Below are 16,529 nucleotides of genomic sequence, written 5' to 3' on the forward strand. Positions count from 1 at the left end.
GGTGTCCGAAGAACCGCCTCGTACGAACGCCTCACGTGGGTCCCCTTCACGCCAGGATCTGGCGATGGCTCTGTGGAGCGCGATCCGCCGCTCCGAGCAACGGCAGCGCCGCGACCTCGACCGCACAGTGCTGGCGCGGCGGGTCGGTATCTCGCCGAGCAGCCTGTACGCCTACCTCAAGGGACGGACACTGCTCCGGTCCACGACGCTCGACAGGTTGCTGGACGAACTGCAGGCCTCGCCGGGAGAGAGACGTGAACTCGCCTCGCTGCGGGAGGCGGTGGAGCTGACCGACCAGCGGGACCGCGTCACCGACAGTCCCCCGTCCGGGCTCCCCACGCCCCGGCAACTCCCGCCCGTGACACGTGGCTTCGCCGGGCGGGCCGCCGAACTCCGCACGCTGGACGCCTCGCTCACGGAGGGGGACCCCGGCACGCCGTTCATCGTCGTGATCTACGGAACGGCCGGCGTCGGGAAGACCACCCTGGCGCTGTACTGGGCGCATCGGCTCAAGGACCGCTACCCGGACGGTCAACTCCACGTGAATCTGCGCGGGTTCGACGCCGATCAGACCCCTGATCCCGGACAGGCGCTCGACGGCCTGCTGCGAGCGCTGGGCGCGGCACCCGAGTCCGTCCCCTGCGAGGTGGACGCCAAGGCGGCGCTGTTCCGCAGCTTCCTCGTCGGCCGGCGGATGCTCCTCGTCCTCGACAACGCGCGGTCGGCGGAGTTCGTCCGGCCGCTGCTGCCCGCCGCCGACGACACCCTGGTGATAGTCACCAGCAGGAACCGGATGGACGGGCTGGCCGTACGGGAGGGAGCCCACCGGCTCGGACTGGGGGTTCTCCCCTACAGGGACGCGCTGGCCCTGCTGGAACGGCGGCTCGGTGCGCCCCGGCTGGCCGCCGAGGCCTCGGCGGCCGACGAGCTGGTCGAGCTGTGTGCCCGGCTGCCGCTCGCGCTCAGTGTCTCGGCGACCAAGGTGGGGGCGTCGCTGGAGACGTTCGTCCGCCGGACCCGCGAGGTCCACGACCGGCTGGACGCCCTCGGCTCGCAGGAGCGGGACCTGGATCTGCGCACGCTGTTCCAGACGTCCTACGCCCTGCTGCCCGAACCCGCGGCCCGGCTGTTCCGTCTGCTCGGTCTGCACGCGGGGCCCGACATCGACGAGTACGCCTGCGCCGCCCTGCTGGACGACGACATCCCGGCCGCACGCGCGGCGTTGAGCGTGCTGGTCTCGGGGAACCTCGTCGGTGAACTGTCCAGCACCCGGTTCGGGTCACACGATCTGCTCCGGGCCTTCGCACGGAGCCTCGCCGACCACATCCCGCCGGACGAGCGGACGGCGGCGATCTCACGCATGCTGGACCACTACCTCGGCACGGTCGTCCACGCGGGCCGGCACATCCAGGTGTGCCGTACCGAGGACCTGCCCTGGGCTCCGCCGCCGCGCCGGCTGCCTCCTCTCGGGGACTACGACGAGGCGATGGGCTGGCTCACGGCCGCTCTTCCCACACTCGGCGCGACGGTCGCCCAGGCCGTGGCCGAGGGGTTCGACTCGCACGCCTGGCGCCTGGCCTGGGCCGCGGCCGTGTTCCTCCGCCGGACCGGCCGGCGCGCGGACCGCGTTCTCATCCAGCACGCCGGTCTGACCGCGGCCCTCCGGTCGGGTTCTCCCGCGGTCGTGGCGACCTCGCGGCGACTCCTGGCCGACGCCCTGACCCGCATGGGACAGATCCCCCGGGCCCTGTCCCTGCTGCACGCCTCCCTCACGACGTGCGCGGAACTCGACGACATCCGCGGGGTCTTCCAGGCCCGTCTCTCGCTGATCCGCGCCCATGAGGCGGCGGGGGCCCCGGCCACGGCACTTCGGCATGCCGAAGCCGCCTACGGTCTGACCGCCTCGCTGGGCGACAGCCTGGCCCGCGCGGACGCCCTGACCTGCCTGGCGAAGCAGGAACATCACCTGGGCAGGCACGCGGAAAGCCTCCGCCACGCGCGACGCGCCCTGCGCCTGTACGTACGGATCGGCTATGCCGAGGGCGAGGCCGACATCCGGCGGACCATCGGCCGGGCGGAACAACGGCTGGGTCGTCCCGAGGAGGCGGTGGCCCACTACGAACGCTCTCTGGAACTGGACCGTCTCCTGGGCGACCGGTTCTGGGAGGCCCACAAACTCCAGGACCTCGCCGGGGGCCTCGAAGCCGCCGGTGACGCCGGTGCCGCCCGTCTGCACCGTGAGGAGGCGTGGGCGGCTTTCGTCGCCCTCCGCCACCCCACCGCCGACCTCATCCGTGCCGAACTCGACGGCGCCGGCCCGGACGGCCCCGGGTCCGTCGCGCCGGCTCAGGACAGGTCCTGAACCAGCAGGCCCAGGACCTGTTCGGCCACGGTCGCCCAGGTCCGCTCGGCCTCGGCGGCACGGCGCATACGGTCCGCCGTGGCGAACGCCGCGGCCGGGTCGCGCAGCACCGCGGCGATCTGGTGGCCCCACCGCATCACGTCGTCGGTGTCGTGCAGGGTCACGGGGACCACCGCGCGCGCGGCCTCGGCCGGGGGAAGGATCTCCCTCAGCAGCATGCCGAGCCCGCTCCTGCCGCTGACCAGAACGGGAGTGCCGGCCACGACCGCCTCCAGGCCCACCAGCCCGAACCCCTCCGCCCGGGACGGCATGAGCGCGAGTGTGGCCCGTGCCAGGTCCTGGTCCAGCCGTTCGGACTCGGCGCAGAAGGGCCGGACGGTGACGCCGAGCGCGGGATCGGCCGCCCAGCCGACGACGGCGTCGCGCAGCGCGTCGCAGCCCGCGGGAGAGGCGCCCCGCACGAGCAGTTCGACTTCGGGTTCGGCGTCCCCCCTAAGGCGCAGCGCGTGTGCCAGAGCACGCGCGCCGAGGTCGACGCCCTTGATCTGCCAGTCCTCCATCCTGCCCATGAGCAGCACCTGAAGCGGGCCGCCCGGGGTGGGGCGCCGCGTCGGACGTCCCGCACGGTCGAACCCGGGATCGAGACGCAGCGGTTCGGCGCTGCCGGGAAACACCGACAGGTCCCGCTGGAGCCGCTGGTGCAGCCGGGGCCCGACGGCGGCGGCCCAGGTGGCGCCCCGCGCCAGGTCCAGTTCCAGCCGGGTGCGTGTGTCGGCGCGAAGCCCGGCGTCGTCGTCCCGGCCGGGACGCCAGTGCTCCAGCTCGTCCGGCGCCACGTGGACCAGGTGAAGGAGCCTGGCGGACGGGTAGTGGTCCTCCACGCAGCAGCGCGCCGAGGGGCCGGTGATGCGGCCGTGGCCGATCACCAGCTGCGGCACGGTGCCGTGCGGCAGCGGGGGCCTGCGGAGCAGACCGGTCTTCGGGTCGTGGCCCGGGACGGCGGCGGCGACAGCCAGCCGTACCCCCGCGGCGGCGGCCTCCTGCTTCTCGGCGTCCGTCGCCTCGGTGAGGACGCAGTGGACATCGGCTCCGGCACGGGCCAGAGCGAGACACAGGTCGCGGCTGAGCGTGCTCAGCCCTCCTGCGCCGGAGTGCCATTCGGTGGCGTGGACAAGGACAGTGGGTGCGTTCTTCTCGGTCGGCATGAGTGGTATCCGAGCAAGCCGCCGGCCGTCCGGCATCCGCCTTCCGGGGCTCCCGCCACCCGGATGGGCAAGCGCACGACGCGCCACCTGCGGACGTGCTTTGCTGGCCTTCCGGAAAGTCTTCCGGGCCGGAAGCCCGACAGCACCGTGACCCGACAGCACCGTGAGGAGACGGCCGACCGGATGGCGGACCACAAGCAGAAGCTCTTCCAGCAGAGGATCAGGGAGGCCGTCGCGGAGCTCGGCGGTTACGCCTCGGCCGGGAGGAAGGGCGTGGTCTCCAGGAGTACCTGGAGCGACGTGGCCCACGGCAAGTCCCTGCCGAACGCCGCGCCCACCTGGCAGAACATGCTCGACGTCCTGAGGACACTGCCCGCGCGACGGTTCCACGACGTCGGCTGGGACAGGCTGTACGAGGAAGCCTGTCGGGAGGCGGGCAAGGAACTCCCGGACGTGAAGCCGCTGCCGGTTCCCGCCGGCCCGGCGGCGACCAGGACTCCCGCCCGGCTGCACCTCGACCGGGGGCTCGCCTCCGTCCAGGTGTTCGCGCTCCCCCGGATCTCACGGCTGGAGATCGTCTCCGGGAGACTGGCGGAGAGCGACGGCCGTCCCCTGCTCCTGATCGGGGAGGGCGGCCTCGGCAAGAGTGTCCTCCTCGCGGAGCTGGCCGGGCATCTGGGCGACACCGTGTCCGGCGCGGTCGTTCTCGTGCCCTGTGCCCGGATCCCGTCCCATGCCGACCTGACGTCGGCTCAGGCCGCCGACGCCGAGCTCGCGACGGCCGCCGGGCTGCCCGAGGCGAGCCTGGGCACGTTCGTGAGACGACTGCGTGACGCCTACGGCGAGGTCCACGTTCTCGTCGACACTCTCGACGCGGTGCTGACCGAGGACAGCGCCGCCGCGCTCACGGACACGCTCGAGGAGGTCGCCGAGCACTCCCGGCTGATCGTCACCTGCCGGACCCGCGAGTACGACGACCTGATCTACGACCCGCTGCGGGGTGCCCGGTTCGGCGACCGGAGCTGCGACTCGGTCAAGCTGCCCGTCCTGAGACGGGAGGAGATCCTCCAGTGGGCCGGCCACTACGTGCGGAGCCTGGACCGCGGCGACCATGAGCGGGAGCGTTTCCTCGACCGCCTCTCCGATGTGGTGGCGGCGGCGACCGTCCAGCAGGTCTGCGCGGTACCCCTGCGCCTCGCCCTGGCGTGCGACCTCTACAGCGCGGAGGACATCGTGCCCTCCGACCTCACCATCACCGGTCTGTACTTCGCCTACTGGGAACGGCGCATCGCCCGCGACCGGGACGGCCGCCGCACCACCCTCGCGGCAGCGCGCGAGGCAGCCGCGCTCACCCTGGCGCGGGCCCTGCTCGCCGGGAGCACCGACCGGCTGGCACTCCAAGAGGCCGCCGCCCGCCTGCCGTCCGGAGTGAACGCGCTGCTCAGCGAGGGCGTTCTCCAGCTCCAGGGCGGACGGGTCGGCTTCTTCCACCAGACCTACGCCGAGTTCGCGATCGCCCTCCTGCTCGCCCGGGAGAGTCTCACCGCGGAACTGGAGGGTCTCGGCAGCCGCCTGGCCGACCACCACTCACCGTTCTGGCCCGTCGCGCGGCACCTGCTCCAGATGCCCCAGGTGAGCGACGAGCGCTTCGCCGAGCTGAGCGCCGTCGTCCCACTGCTCACGTCGGAGGGCGCCCAGGTCCAGGTCCTCGCGGCGCTGGCTCGCGAGGACCCGGGCACGCTCGTCGACCTCGCCGCCCGGATCGGCGAGCACGACCGCGCCTTACGGGAAGCTCTGCTGCCTCTGCTCGGCGACGCACGGGAGAGTTGCGCGGAGGCCGCGCTCCAGATCAGTGTTCCCCTGCTGGAGGAGATCGAGGGCAAGCTGGTCAACCTCGCCGCGCTGACCGTGGGTTCGCTCCTGGCCCGGACCAACTCGCCGCTGCGGCGGGAACTGTTGATGAAAGCGCTGGAGACCGTCCTGCGGCGTCGTGCGGCCGGCGAGCACCACTTGCCGCACCACACCTGGGTCCCCCTGCCCCAAGCTCTCATCGGCGGCACGCTCTCCAAAGGGCCCGACCCGCTTGTCGAGCAATGGCTGCTGGACCGCTACGACAGTCTCGGCGTCCAGGGCCAGGAGGAGATCCTGCGCACGTTCCTGCACCGAGCCCGGACCGGGACCGGTCCGCTGCCGGAGCAGTGGCGCGTGCTGGCGTCCGTGGCCCTGGCGGCAGAGCTACCGCCAGGACTGTCCGAGAAGGAGGAAGCCGAGTTGCTCGGCCGGTTCTGGGAGTCGCCGGAAGTCCGGCAGGACCGGGCGTGGAAGCGATGGCAGGACGTCCTGGGTGCCGATCTGCCCGCCCGGTGGCCGCGCGCCCAGATCCGCTTCGTCGCCGAACTGGCCGACGATCCTCTTGTCCGGACCGAACTGCTGGACGACCTGCTCCACGACGTCCCGACGATCCGGCGCGAACTGCTCAACGTCGCCCGTTTCGTCGCCGACCGCGATCCCGAGACGATCGTGGCGAGCCTGCCCCCGCTGCCCCCTGAGCCGTCGCGCGCGGTGGTCGGTGTCATCGCCAAGCTCGCCACCCAGTGCGCGAAGGGCCTCGCACGGCCGGCACGCGAAGAGCTCATCACGGCCCTCGTCGCCGCGGAGCCGGTGGAGCCGCGCAAGATCTGGCCCTCCGTCATCCAGCTCGCCGGTGCGGACGTCGACATCCATGACGCGCTTCTCGACCGTTTCGCCCTGCTCGACCAGGACCGCGGCGACACGTGGGAGACCGCCAGGAACAGCGCGCTCAAGACCTGGTTCGACACGGCACCGACCGAGTTCCTGCGGCAGCGCGCCCCGATCCTGCACAAGCTGCTCCCGGCCGCACAGAAGAACGCACGGATCCGCGCCACACTGGAGGGAAGGCTCGCACTGCTCGACGACCAGGCCCGCGAACTGCTCGGCCGGACCGTGCTGCACGGAACCGACCCGCTGACGGCCAGCGAGGCGACAGAGGCGCTGTGCCGGTCCGTGGCGGAGCTGGACCTCATCCTGGGCGTCTCTGAGGCCGACTGGTTCCTCGGCCTGCTCGCCACGCCGCACGCCGGGGCCGCCACGGCGATCGTGAAAGTCCTCTCCGACGAGACCCGCCTGCCCGACTCCACGCTCGCGCTCGTGACACCCTCCGGCGGGGCCGTCCTCGTACGGCAGCGGCTCGAGCAGGCGGTGTCCTCGGGCCGGAGCACGGATCTGCCGACCACCCTGGTCGACCTGCTGGCGCGGATGAACCGGGTGGCGCCCCTCTCACAGGACGAGAGCCGCCGCGTGCTCGCCGTGGTCATGGGCCCGGCCCTGCGGATCTCGGAGAGTTCCGCTCTCCCGACGGGAAAGACCGCGCAGAACGAACTCGCCACGGCCTTCGGCTGCTGGGTCACCGCGGTCACCCGGCTCGCCCTGCACAGCCTGCCGGCCGCCGAGGTGGCGGCATCAGTCCGCCTCGTCCTGTCCGGTTGGGACCCTCGTCAGATCGGCAACCGGGTCGAACGCGACATGGTCACCCTCCTGATCGCCGTGCTCCACCATCACCCGGAGTTCGCCGACTGGCTGGTCACCGGCCTGTGGTCCGCCTCGGGCCCCGGCACGAAGAGGGCGATCGGCGAGGCCTTCGCGGTCCATGAACGCAGTAGCCCCGGTTACCGCGCCCTCACCCTGGCCCAGTCTCCCGACTGCCCACCCGATCTGGCCCAGCGCATACGCGCCTGGCTGCGCCAATGAGCCCTTTCACCTCGGGAACAACCCCGGACAAACCCGAACAACGCCTACCGCATCCGCGACATCCGGGCCACCGGATTTCCCGCCTCCGGGTTGTCCGTCTCGTACTTCAGGTCGTCGCCGGTCGGCGTGAGCAGCACCCTGTGCGACCCCGTCGTACACACGTTCCGGTTCGACTTGTCGGCGATCGACGTGACGACGAGCCAGGTCTTCGTGACCTCCTTCAGGTACAGATCGTCGTCGCAGATGCCGCCGATCTGGTCCGTCTGCCGGAAGGTGCCCAACTTGTCGCCCACGGCGGCCTGTTGGACCGTCACCCGGAACGTCCCCATCGGCAGCGTCCCGTCGAGGGCGACAGCCGGACCCTCCCAGGTGCCGACGTACGACGCGGGCACCGTCGTCGTGCCGCTCGGTGCCGGACTCAGTTCTGTCTGGCCGGAGTCCTCGCTCGACGCCGAGCTCGCCGCGGGCCGGCCGGTGTCCTTGCTCCCCGCCGAGTCGTCGTCGGCGCCACCGCCCGGCAGCAGATCGAACAGGAACGTCGAACCGACCGTCACCACCGCCATCGCACCCGCCACCGCCAATGCCACCGTGCAGCTCAGCTTCCGTCCGCGCCCGTCGGCGGCGGGTGCGGAGGTCGCCGCCACACTGACGGAGACCTTGCCGGGCACCCGATCGGACGACTCCGGCTCCGCGTCCCGGGGCCCCGGCAGCCCGGGCATCACCGGCGGCGGCCCGAACTCGCCCGCGCCGAAGCCCGCCCCCGCGACCATCGGCGTACTGAACCCCACCGGCCCGGACCGCGCACCCTCCTGAGCCGCCGCCTCCGCGACTTCCAGGTTCAGCAGCGCCACCGCGTCCCGGCTGACCCGCTCCACCACCGCCCCCGGCAGCCATCCGCCCGCCACCAGCCGCGCCGCCCCCTCCGGAGCGAGCCGCCGGGCCACCTCGGCGGGGGCCGGTCGAGCCGAGGGGTCCTTCGCCAGGCAGCCTTCGACGACCTCCCGCAACTCACCGCTCAACCCGTCGAGTTGGGGCTCCTCGTGCACGACCTTGTAGAGCAGGGCCGCCGAGGAGTCCCCGGGGAAGGGAGATCTGCCGGTCGCCGCGTACGCCAGTACCGCGCCCAGGGAGAAGACGTCCGCCGCTCCGGTGACCGGATGGCCGAGGATCTGCTCCGGGGAAATGTAGCCGGGTGAGCCGACCGAGACGCCCGTCGACGTCAGGGACGCCGTGCCGTCGGTGGCCCGCGCGATGCCGAAGTCGATGAGGAGCGGGCCGTCGAGGGTGAGCAGGACGTTCGAGGGCTTCACGTCCCGGTGGACGAGGTTCAGGGCGTGCACGGCGGTCAGCGCCTCGGCGAGCCCTGCACCCAGTGCCCGTACGGAATCCAGGGGCAGGGGACCGTCGTTCGTGATCGCCGCCGTCAGCGAGGGGCCGGCCGCGTACGCCGTCGCCACCCACGGCACCGGGGCGTCCGGGTCCGCGTCCAGGACGGAGGCCGTCCAGGCGCCGCCGACCCGCCGGGCGGCCTCGACCTCGCGCCGGAACCGGGCGCGGAACTCCTCGTCGAGCGCGAAGTGCGGGTGCACGATCTTGACCGCGACGGTACGGCCGCCGGTGCTGCGCCCCAGGTAGACCCGGCCCATCCCGCCCGCGCCGAGCCGCCCGAGCAGCCGGTAGGGCCCCACGACGGCCGACTCACCGACGTCCAGCGGCTGCATGACGCCCACCTCTCCCCCGTACACACCTCATACGCCGGCCCGCGCCCGCCGACGACGAGCAGCAGCCTACGGCTCCAGCAGGTCCACCTCCACGTCCGCGGGAAAGCCCGTCGTGGGGCCCACACGTCGGGCGAACTCCCGTACGGCCGCGAGCTGCGGTCCGCCGAAGCGGAAGTCGAGAGTCGTGAAGTAGCGCTCCAGGACCTGGGCGTCGAACTCCTCCCAGCGGGCCGCCTGTTCGGCGACCTTGGTGACCTCCTCCAGGGAGAGGTCACGGGAGGCGAGGAACGCCTCGTGGACCTTCCGGGTCAGGACCGGCTCGCGGGCCAGATAGTCCTTACGGGCCGCCCAGACCGCGAAGACGAACGGCAGCCCCGTCCACTCCTTCCACAGGGCGCCCAGATCGTGCACCTGGAGGCCGTAGCGCGGGCCGTCCAGGAGGTTGGCGCGCAGGGCCGCGTCCCCGATCAGCACCGCCGCGTCCGCCTCCTGCATCATCAGGCTGAGGTCCGGCGGACACGTGTAGTAGTCGGGTTGTACGCCGTAACGCTCGGCCAGGAGCAGTTGCGCCAGGCGCACGGAGGTGCGGGAGGTCGAGCCGAGCGCCACCCGTGCGCCGTCCAGGCGGTCCAGGGGGACCTGGGAGACGAGCACGCACGACATCACCGGGCCGTCGCAGCCGACGGCGATGTCAGGGAAGGCGACCAGGTCATCGGCGTTGCGGAGGAACTCGACGAGCGTGATGGGCCCGATGTCGAGATCGCCGCGCACCAGCTTCTCGCTGAGCTTCTCAGGGGTGTCCTTGGTCAGCTCGAAGTCGAGGAGCGTGCCTGTTCTCGCGAGCCCCCAGTACAGGGGCAGGCAGTTCAGGAACTGGATGTGGCCGACGCGCGGCCGGGTGCGAGAATTGTCCACATCGCGAGGCTAACGGGCCCGGAGTACGGCGGAGCCTCCTGGGGCTGTCAAGGGCGCGCGCCGCCTCTCAAACGTCCGAGTGACGTGATCTTGACCTCTATTGCATTCCGGTGCCTGCATGCTAGGCTCGCCGCAAGTTGCAGTTTGGTTTCCCTTGCAGTACAGAGCCTGCGGAGCATGTGACCGCGGGCTCTCGTCGTATTCAGATGAATGCAGTTGTTTACAAGCTTTTGTTTACACCTTGCAGGTTCTGGAGCAGGGCAACCCTTTGGGCCCAGGGAGGGCTTATGGCTACCGGAACCGTGAAGTGGTTCAACGCCGAAAAGGGCTTTGGTTTCATCGCCCAAGAAGGCGGCGGCCCGGACGTCTTCGTCCACTACTCCGCGATCAATGCGAGCGGATTCCGTTCTCTCGAAGAGAACCAGGCGGTTTCCTTCGACGTCACGCAGGGTCCCAAGGGCCCGCAGGCGGAGAACGTCAGCCCGGTCTAAGGTTTCGGCTCGTCTGAGCCGTATGCCGTGATCCGGAACGTGTGCAGTACCCCAAGGAGCTCCGAGCCGTCTCGACGGCATCGGAGCTCCTGCCTTTTGCGGACGGTCGCCAGTGGTCCGGCCGTTGTCAGTGGGCCCGGCTAGGGTCCCGGCCATGGACACCCACAGCGAGGCCGGCACCGACTTCGTCGCCGCCACCCGCGTCTTCTACGACGCCATCGCCGAGGACTACTACGCCCTCTTCCGTTCCGGACTCGCCGACCAGCCGCTGGAGCGGGCCGTGATCTCCGCGTACGCCGAGTTCGTACGGAGATCAGGGGGCGGCAGCGGCCAGGTCGCCGATCTCGGGTGTGGGCCCGGGTGGGTCACCGCGCTGCTCGACTCGCTCGGGCTGTCGGTGTTCGGGCTGGACGTGTCGGCGTCGATGCTCGCGGTGGCCCGGCGGGAGCATCCGGGGATCCGGTTCGAGCAGGGCTCGATGCTGGAGCTGGACCTCGCCGACGGGACGCTCGCCGGAGTCGTCTCCTGGTACTCGACCATCCACACCCCGGCCGATCAACTGCCAGCCCTCTTCGCCGAGTTCCGTCGGGTACTGGCGCCGGGCGGGCATCTCCTGCTCGGCTTCCAGGCGGGGGACGTACACAAGCACCACGACCAGCCGTTCGGACGCCCCGTGTCCATGACCTTCCAGCGGCGCCGTCCCGAGCGGATCGCCGAACTGCTGACGGAGGCCGGGTTCACCCTCACGTCGCAGACCGTGCGGGCGGCGTACGAGGAGGCCGGGGAGTCGTCCCCGCACGCGTTCCTGATGGCCCGCAGACCGTGAGAGGCCGTGAGGGACCGTGAGGGTCATCAGGAACACACCCGCGGGGCCCGTCCCGCCCCGCGTCAGGAGTTCCAGCGCACCTTGAAGACCCAGGCGTGCTCCCCGGCTTTCCGGGCCGCCGCGGGAACGTCGATCCGCAGCGCGCCCTTGCTGACGGTCCAGGTCAGGGGCCGGTCGTGGCCGAGCATCGTCACCGTGTCGCCGCTGCGGATCGGGACGGGCGCCTCGACGGTGAGCCGGGCGCCCGGCTGGGCCAGGGAGTGGATGTAGAAGGCCTGGTTCGGGCGGACCGTGAAGCGCAGGTCCTCGCCCAGTTGCGCCATCCTCGACCAGTACGTGGTGTCGTAGATGGCCTCACCGTTGGTGCTCAGCCACCGGCCCGTCTCGCGCAGCCGGGTCTGCATGATCTCCGGGATGGTGCCGTCGGCGCGCGGGCCGATGTCGAGCAGGAAGTTGCCGTTCTTGGAGACGATGTCCACCAGGCTGTGCACGACCTGCTCCGTGGTCATGTACTTGTCGTCAGGAGTGGCCTGGTTGTAGCCGTAGCTGAACGGGTCGAGTCCGCGGCTGGACTCCCATTTGGCGACGACCGTGTTGTCGTACGTCGTGTATTCGGGAGTCGTGAAGTCGTGGAAGGCGATGCCTGAGCGGTTGTTGACGGTGACCTCGGCGGGGCGCTTCCGGTTCTTGGCGTGGTTGAAGTACTCGGCGAGCACGTGAAGGCTGTCGTTGGCGCCGCCGATGTCGCACCAGATGAGCTCGGGGTCGTAACCGTGGATCAGCTCCAGCATCTGCGCGGCCTGATAGTCCTTCACATAGTTTTTGCCCGCGGTGTAACCGGTGTACGGCACCGGGTCGAGCGTGTACGGGTTGCGCGGGGCGTGGCCCATCCACGGTTGGTCCGGGTTGAACCACTCGGGCATCGAGAAGTAGAGCCCGCGGTGCAGTTCGGGTGTGTAGCGACGGGACGCGTCGAAGAGTTCCTTGACCAGGTCCCGTCGCGGACCCGTCTTCACCGAGTTCCGGTCGGAGAGCTTCGTGTCCCAGAGGGCGTATCCCTCGTGGTGTTTCGAGGTCAGTACGTGGTACTGCGCGCCGGCGTCCCGGAACAGTTCGACCCAGGATCGCGGGTCGAATTTCAGGGCCGTGAACATGGGGATGAAGTCGTCGTACGCGAAGTTCTCGCCGTATGTCTGCCGGTGGTAGGCGTACACGGCGTTGTTCGGGTCCTGCAGGTGGTTCCAGTACCACTCGGCGTACTGCTCCCCGACCGGTGACCAGGCGGGCACCGAGTACACGCCCCAGTGGATGAAGATGCCGAACTTGGCGCTGTGGAACCAGTACGGCGCCTGGTGGCCGGAGAGGGAGTTCTCGGCCGGCTGGTAGTCGGCGACGCCGAGGGACAGCGGGTTTCGCTGCGCGGCGGCCTGGGCTCCGCGTCCGGTGACCGTCACCACGCCCTCCTGCGAGGTGCCGGGTGCGGTGCCTGGGCGGTTACGGATGCCGACCCGGACGCGGGCCTGTTCGCCGGGGTCGAGGCGGCGGATGCGCGCGGGCTCCACGGTGCGGGCGCCGGGCACGTCCACGCGTACCGACACGTTGTCGTGGGCCAGGACGGCGACGGTGCCGGCGTTGACGACGGTGGCCTCGACACTCTGGGCTCCGGTGGACTCCAGAGCCGAGTTCGTCGAGTGGGCGTCCCGCAGCACCAACGCCCGTCCCTGGGCGACCGGTTGGAGGGAGAGCGCGAACACGTGCAGGCACGCCTTGTTCGCCTCGGCCGGGTTGGTGACCGGCAGGGTGATGGCGACGGCCTCTCGCTGCGGGTCGATCCACAGCTCCGACGTCCCGATGCCGACGCTGTGTTCGTCCTTCGTGCCGTCCGGACGGTAGCGGTACGGGGTGGACAGTGCGCCGCCCGACGCGTACCAGTCGGACCCGCCGAGGCCGGCCGTCGTGGCCGAACCGTCCGCGTAGTGAACCGTGGCCTTGCCGGAGGCGTCGCCGTAGCTTCCAGCGGTGAGGAAGTGCGCCGTCAGGTAGCGGCCCTTGGGGATGTCGACGCGCTGCCCGAGCGAGACGACGTTGTTCTTGGCGCCGGCGCCGGAGGCGGGGAAGTCGAAGGGGATGCCGTCCACCCGCACCTGTCCCGACGGGAGTTCCTCGCCCGGGAAGGTGTAGCCCGAGCCGTCGAAGTCGCCGCCGCGCGCGGAGGCGGTGTCCACGCCGTCGTTGTCGTAGAGGCCGGCGAGGGAGACGGGGACCGGACTCGGCACGGGAACCCACGTGCCGGTTCCGGTCCCGGTTCCGGTGCCGGTCTGTCGCGCGGCCGTCTCGGCGGCGTGCGCGTCCGTCGTGGCGGCGAGGGGAAGGGCGACCGAAGCGGCGACTCCCGCGGTGGCGCCCAGGACATGACGTCGTGGATACGTACTCATGGCGACTCCCAAATCATCGGGTGTCTTGATGATTGGGGAGGGGCATGGGGCTGTCAATGGTGCGCACGAGTAAGAGACTTGACGGATAGATCGGGTGAATCGAGTGAATCGAGAGCGAGGCCGGGACGGTGACGGGGCGGGCAGCGGGCTGGGACGGTCAGAGCGTCAGGCGCAGTATCCGTAGTCCTCGGGGTCCGCAAGACGGTGAACTCGGCCTTGACCTCCCGCCACGGCACGGCGTCCTGGAGTTTTCAGATCACCCCCGCCGCCGCCAGTGCCGCCACATACCCGAACGTCATCGCCGGGCCGATCGTCGAGCCCGCGCCCGCGTAGCTGTGGCCCATGACGGCGGCACTGGCGTTGCCGGCGGCGTACAGGCCGGGGATCGCCGTACCGTCGGCCCGCAGGACTCGCGCCCGGGCGTCGGTCCGTAGGCCGCCCTTGGTGCCGAGGTCACCGGGGACGATCCGGAAGGCGTAGTACGGGGGCAGCCACAGGGGGGCCAGGCAGGAGTTCGGGAGGACGGCCGGGTCCGTGTAGTAGTGGTCGTACGCGCTGTCGCCGCGCCCGAAGTCGGTGTCGTCGCCGTTCAGGGCAAGGGAGTTGAAGCGGCTGACGGTCGTACGGAGGGCGGTGGCCGGGACACCGATGGCGGTCGCCAGGGCATCCATCGTCCACGCCTTGTGCACGGCACCGGAGTTGTACCAGTCGGCGGGGAGTACGAAGGTCGGGGTGACGTCCTTGAAGAGGTAGCGGTTGCGGTAGTTCTGGTCGACGATCAGCCAGGCCGGGATGTCCGGGTCGGTGGGGTTTCGCTCGTACATGGTGTGGACGACGTCGCTGTAGGGACCGGCCTCGTTGACGAAGCGGGAGCCCGCCGCGTTGACCAACAGGCCGCCGGGGAGGGTGCGTTCGGCCAGACAGAAGTACGGGTCGCCGGGGAGCGGGATCGCCGGACCCCACCAGGCGTCCTCCATCAGGGCGAGGGAGCCGCCGACGCGCTCACCCGCCCGGATTCCGTCCCCGGTGTTCTCCTTCGCGCCGACGGTCCACTCCGTGCCGATGGGCTGCCGCTGGTACTGGGCCCGCATCGCCGCGTTGTGCTCGAAGCCGCCCGAGCCGACGATCACGCCGCGCCGGGCACGGAGAAGACCGACGGTGCCGTCGCGGGTGACGACGGCGCCGTTGACCGCTCCGGACTCCAAGTAGAGGTCGGTGAGCGGGGTGTTGAGCCAGACGGGTACCCCTGCCGACGCCAGCCCCGCACGGAGTCCGCCCGCGAGGGCCTGCCCCATGGTCAGCGGGGTCTGCCCCTTGAGGGACGCCTTCGTACCGCGCGCCAGACACTCGACGGCGACTGCGGCGCCCTTCACGTTCACGGCGGCGAGGGCCAGCCACTTGTAGTCGGCGCTGAAGACGACCATGCCCGAAGGGACAGCGAGATACGGCGGGTTGAGGTTGGCGAGCTCGGCGCCGAGGATGTTGCCGTCGAGCTGATCGGGCTCTATGGAACGGCCGTTGGGGAGACCGCCGGGCAACTCCGGGTAGTAGTCGCTGTATCCCTCCATCCAGCGGAAGCGGAGCGGGCTGTTCGCCATGACGAAGGAGAGCATGGCGGGCCCATGGGCGAGGAAGGCCTGCTGACGGGCGGCGGGGACATCCGGTCCGACGACGGCCGCGAGGTAGGCGGCGGCCTTGGCGGGGGTGTCCGGCACCCCGGCCGCCAGGATCACGGGGTTGTTCGGAATCCACACCCCGGCCCCGGAACGGGCGGCGGACCCACCGAAGGTGGGCGCCTTCTCGACGACGACGCAGGTCAGCCCCTGCTTGGCGGCGGTCAGCGCGGCGGTCATCCCGGCGGCCCCCGCTCCGACGACCACCACGTCGTACGTCCCGAGGAGGGGCGGGGCGAGGGGCGGGGTCCCTGCCTGGGCCGTGCCCGCGCCCACCCCGACGGCAACACCGGCCGCAGCGGCGCCGGCCAACACGCCTCTCCTGGAAGGAAGTTCGGTACGTCTGGTTGAGTCCACTTCTGGGTTCATGGGGCGGGAATGTCGTACTTGGGTCTTGGGAAGTCAAGAACCATGCCCAGGCGGAACCTGGTAGGCCTTCGGGCATGGAGTTCCTCTGCTACCACCGCGACCGACCCGATTCCGGGGCCCTGCGCGCCGAACTGCTCGAAGACCACTGGTCCTACATGGACGGGTACGCCAAGGAGATGATCGCCCGCGGCCCGACCCTCACCGACGACCGCGAGACAGCCACCGGCAGCGTGCACATCCTCGACCTGCCGGACACCGCCGCCGCCCGCGCGTTCGCCTTCGACGAGCCGGGCTACCAGGCAGGCGTCTACCGTGACGTGCTCCTACGCCGGTGGCGCAACACACTGGGCCGCACGATGTGGAAGTTCCCCGGCGGCCCGACCGACGGCAACCGATACCTGGTGATCGGCCTCGGCACGGGCGAGGCGGCCGACGTCGCCCTGCCGCCCGACAGTGACGACCTGATCGCCTACGGGCCTCTGCTCTCCGACGACGGCGACACCTGGCTGGGCACGGCAGCACTGCTCCGGGCACCGGACCCGACCATGGCCCGCGCCGTCCTCTCGACCCCGGACCGTTACGCCGACATCGAGGTGCACAACTGGCAGTTCGGGGGGCGGTCGTGAGCGAGTGGGTGACCATGCTCCGTGCGGCGAGGCCAGACGAGGGGGTCGACTGGACGCGATGCTCGTCGACACGGCCGCCCGATCACACCCGACCAGCAAGATCACGAGCTACAGCGGGAGCACTGAGCCGCATCCCGC

10 protein-coding genes are annotated in these 16,529 nt (G+C 70.9%); 5 read left to right on the forward strand and 5 right to left on the reverse strand.

What is annotated here, in order from left to right:
* The first annotated feature begins 64 nt into the window (after positions 1 to 64).
* A complete protein-coding gene (locus QA861_RS42755; protein WP_334594323.1) occupies positions 65 to 2,362 on the forward strand; it encodes an ATP-binding protein in 2,298 nt (765 codons plus the stop codon).
* On the opposite strand, the gene QA861_RS42760 is transcribed toward QA861_RS42755, so the two are convergent.
* Entirely contained in the window at positions 2,347 to 3,567 is a 1,221-nt protein-coding gene (locus QA861_RS42760) for a glycosyltransferase family 4 protein (RefSeq protein ID WP_334594324.1), read from the reverse strand. The genes QA861_RS42755 and QA861_RS42760 overlap by 16 nt on opposite strands.
* A gap of 147 nt (positions 3,568 to 3,714) precedes the next feature.
* On the opposite strand from QA861_RS42760, the gene QA861_RS42765 reads away from it, so the two are divergent.
* Positions 3,715 to 7,335 carry an NACHT domain-containing protein gene (locus QA861_RS42765; protein WP_334594326.1) on the forward strand — a complete coding sequence of 1,207 codons (3,621 nt, stop codon included), beginning with the start codon at positions 3,715 to 3,717 and terminating at the stop codon, positions 7,333 to 7,335.
* Between the two features lie 44 nt (positions 7,336 to 7,379).
* Here QA861_RS42765 and QA861_RS42770 read toward each other — a convergent pair whose 3' ends face one another.
* Together QA861_RS42770 and QA861_RS42775 are read right to left on the reverse strand one after the other, a co-directional pair.
* Complete coding sequence (locus tag QA861_RS42770; RefSeq protein WP_334594328.1) at positions 7,380 to 9,056, reverse strand: serine/threonine-protein kinase; 1,677 nt, start codon at positions 9,054 to 9,056, stop codon at positions 7,380 to 7,382.
* A 66-nt stretch (positions 9,057 to 9,122) separates the two neighbouring features.
* Positions 9,123 to 9,971, reverse strand: a complete 849-nt coding sequence (locus tag QA861_RS42775) for a menaquinone biosynthetic enzyme MqnA/MqnD family protein (RefSeq protein WP_334594329.1) — start codon at positions 9,969 to 9,971, stop codon at positions 9,123 to 9,125.
* A gap of 287 nt (positions 9,972 to 10,258) precedes the next feature.
* Here QA861_RS42775 and QA861_RS42780 point away from each other — a divergent pair, with 287 nt between their 5' ends.
* Together QA861_RS42780 and QA861_RS42785 are read left to right on the forward strand one after the other, a co-directional pair.
* Positions 10,259 to 10,462: a cold-shock protein gene (locus tag QA861_RS42780; protein WP_334594330.1), complete on the forward strand. Its 204-nt coding sequence runs from the start codon at positions 10,259 to 10,261 to the stop codon at positions 10,460 to 10,462.
* 154 nt (positions 10,463 to 10,616) lie between these two features.
* On the forward strand, positions 10,617 to 11,288 hold the full coding sequence (locus QA861_RS42785) for a class I SAM-dependent methyltransferase (protein ID WP_334594331.1): 672 nt from the start codon (positions 10,617 to 10,619) through the stop codon (positions 11,286 to 11,288).
* A gap of 62 nt (positions 11,289 to 11,350) precedes the next feature.
* Here QA861_RS42785 and QA861_RS42790 read toward each other — a convergent pair whose 3' ends face one another.
* Together QA861_RS42790 and kstD are read right to left on the reverse strand one after the other, a co-directional pair.
* Complete coding sequence (locus tag QA861_RS42790) at positions 11,351 to 13,723, reverse strand: alpha-L-fucosidase (protein WP_334594333.1); 2,373 nt, start codon at positions 13,721 to 13,723, stop codon at positions 11,351 to 11,353.
* 251 nt (positions 13,724 to 13,974) lie between these two features.
* The gene (gene kstD / locus QA861_RS42795) at positions 13,975 to 15,765 is read right to left on the reverse strand and encodes a 3-oxosteroid 1-dehydrogenase (RefSeq protein WP_334594334.1); all 1,791 of its coding nucleotides are present in this window, start codon (positions 15,763 to 15,765) and stop codon (positions 13,975 to 13,977) included.
* Between the two features lie 74 nt (positions 15,766 to 15,839).
* Between kstD and QA861_RS42800 the strand changes: the two genes are divergently transcribed.
* A complete protein-coding gene (locus QA861_RS42800; RefSeq protein WP_334594336.1) occupies positions 15,840 to 16,391 on the forward strand; it encodes a YciI family protein in 552 nt (183 codons plus the stop codon).
* The last annotated feature ends 138 nt before the right edge of the window (positions 16,392 to 16,529 follow it).

The organism is Streptomyces sp. B21-083, assembly GCF_036898825.1.
Taxonomy (GTDB): Bacteria; Actinomycetota; Actinomycetes; order Streptomycetales; family Streptomycetaceae; genus Streptomyces.

Coding starts and splice junctions, on each gene's coding strand:
- QA861_RS42755 (WP_334594323.1), top strand. CDS start 65: ATGGCTCTGTGGAGCGCGATCCGCCGCTCCGAGCAACGGCAGCGCCGC.
- QA861_RS42760 (WP_334594324.1), bottom strand. CDS start 3,567: ATGCCGACCGAGAAGAACGCACCCACTGTCCTTGTCCACGCCACCGAA.
- QA861_RS42770 (WP_334594328.1), bottom strand. CDS start 9,056: ATGCAGCCGCTGGACGTCGGTGAGTCGGCCGTCGTGGGGCCCTACCGG.
- QA861_RS42780 (WP_334594330.1), top strand. CDS start 10,259: ATGGCTACCGGAACCGTGAAGTGGTTCAACGCCGAAAAGGGCTTTGGT.
- QA861_RS42785 (WP_334594331.1), top strand. CDS start 10,617: ATGGACACCCACAGCGAGGCCGGCACCGACTTCGTCGCCGCCACCCGC.
- QA861_RS42790 (WP_334594333.1), bottom strand. CDS start 13,723: ATGAGTACGTATCCACGACGTCATGTCCTGGGCGCCACCGCGGGAGTC.
- kstD (WP_334594334.1), bottom strand. CDS start 15,765: ATGAACCCAGAAGTGGACTCAACCAGACGTACCGAACTTCCTTCCAGG.
- QA861_RS42800 (WP_334594336.1), top strand. CDS start 15,840: ATGGAGTTCCTCTGCTACCACCGCGACCGACCCGATTCCGGGGCCCTG.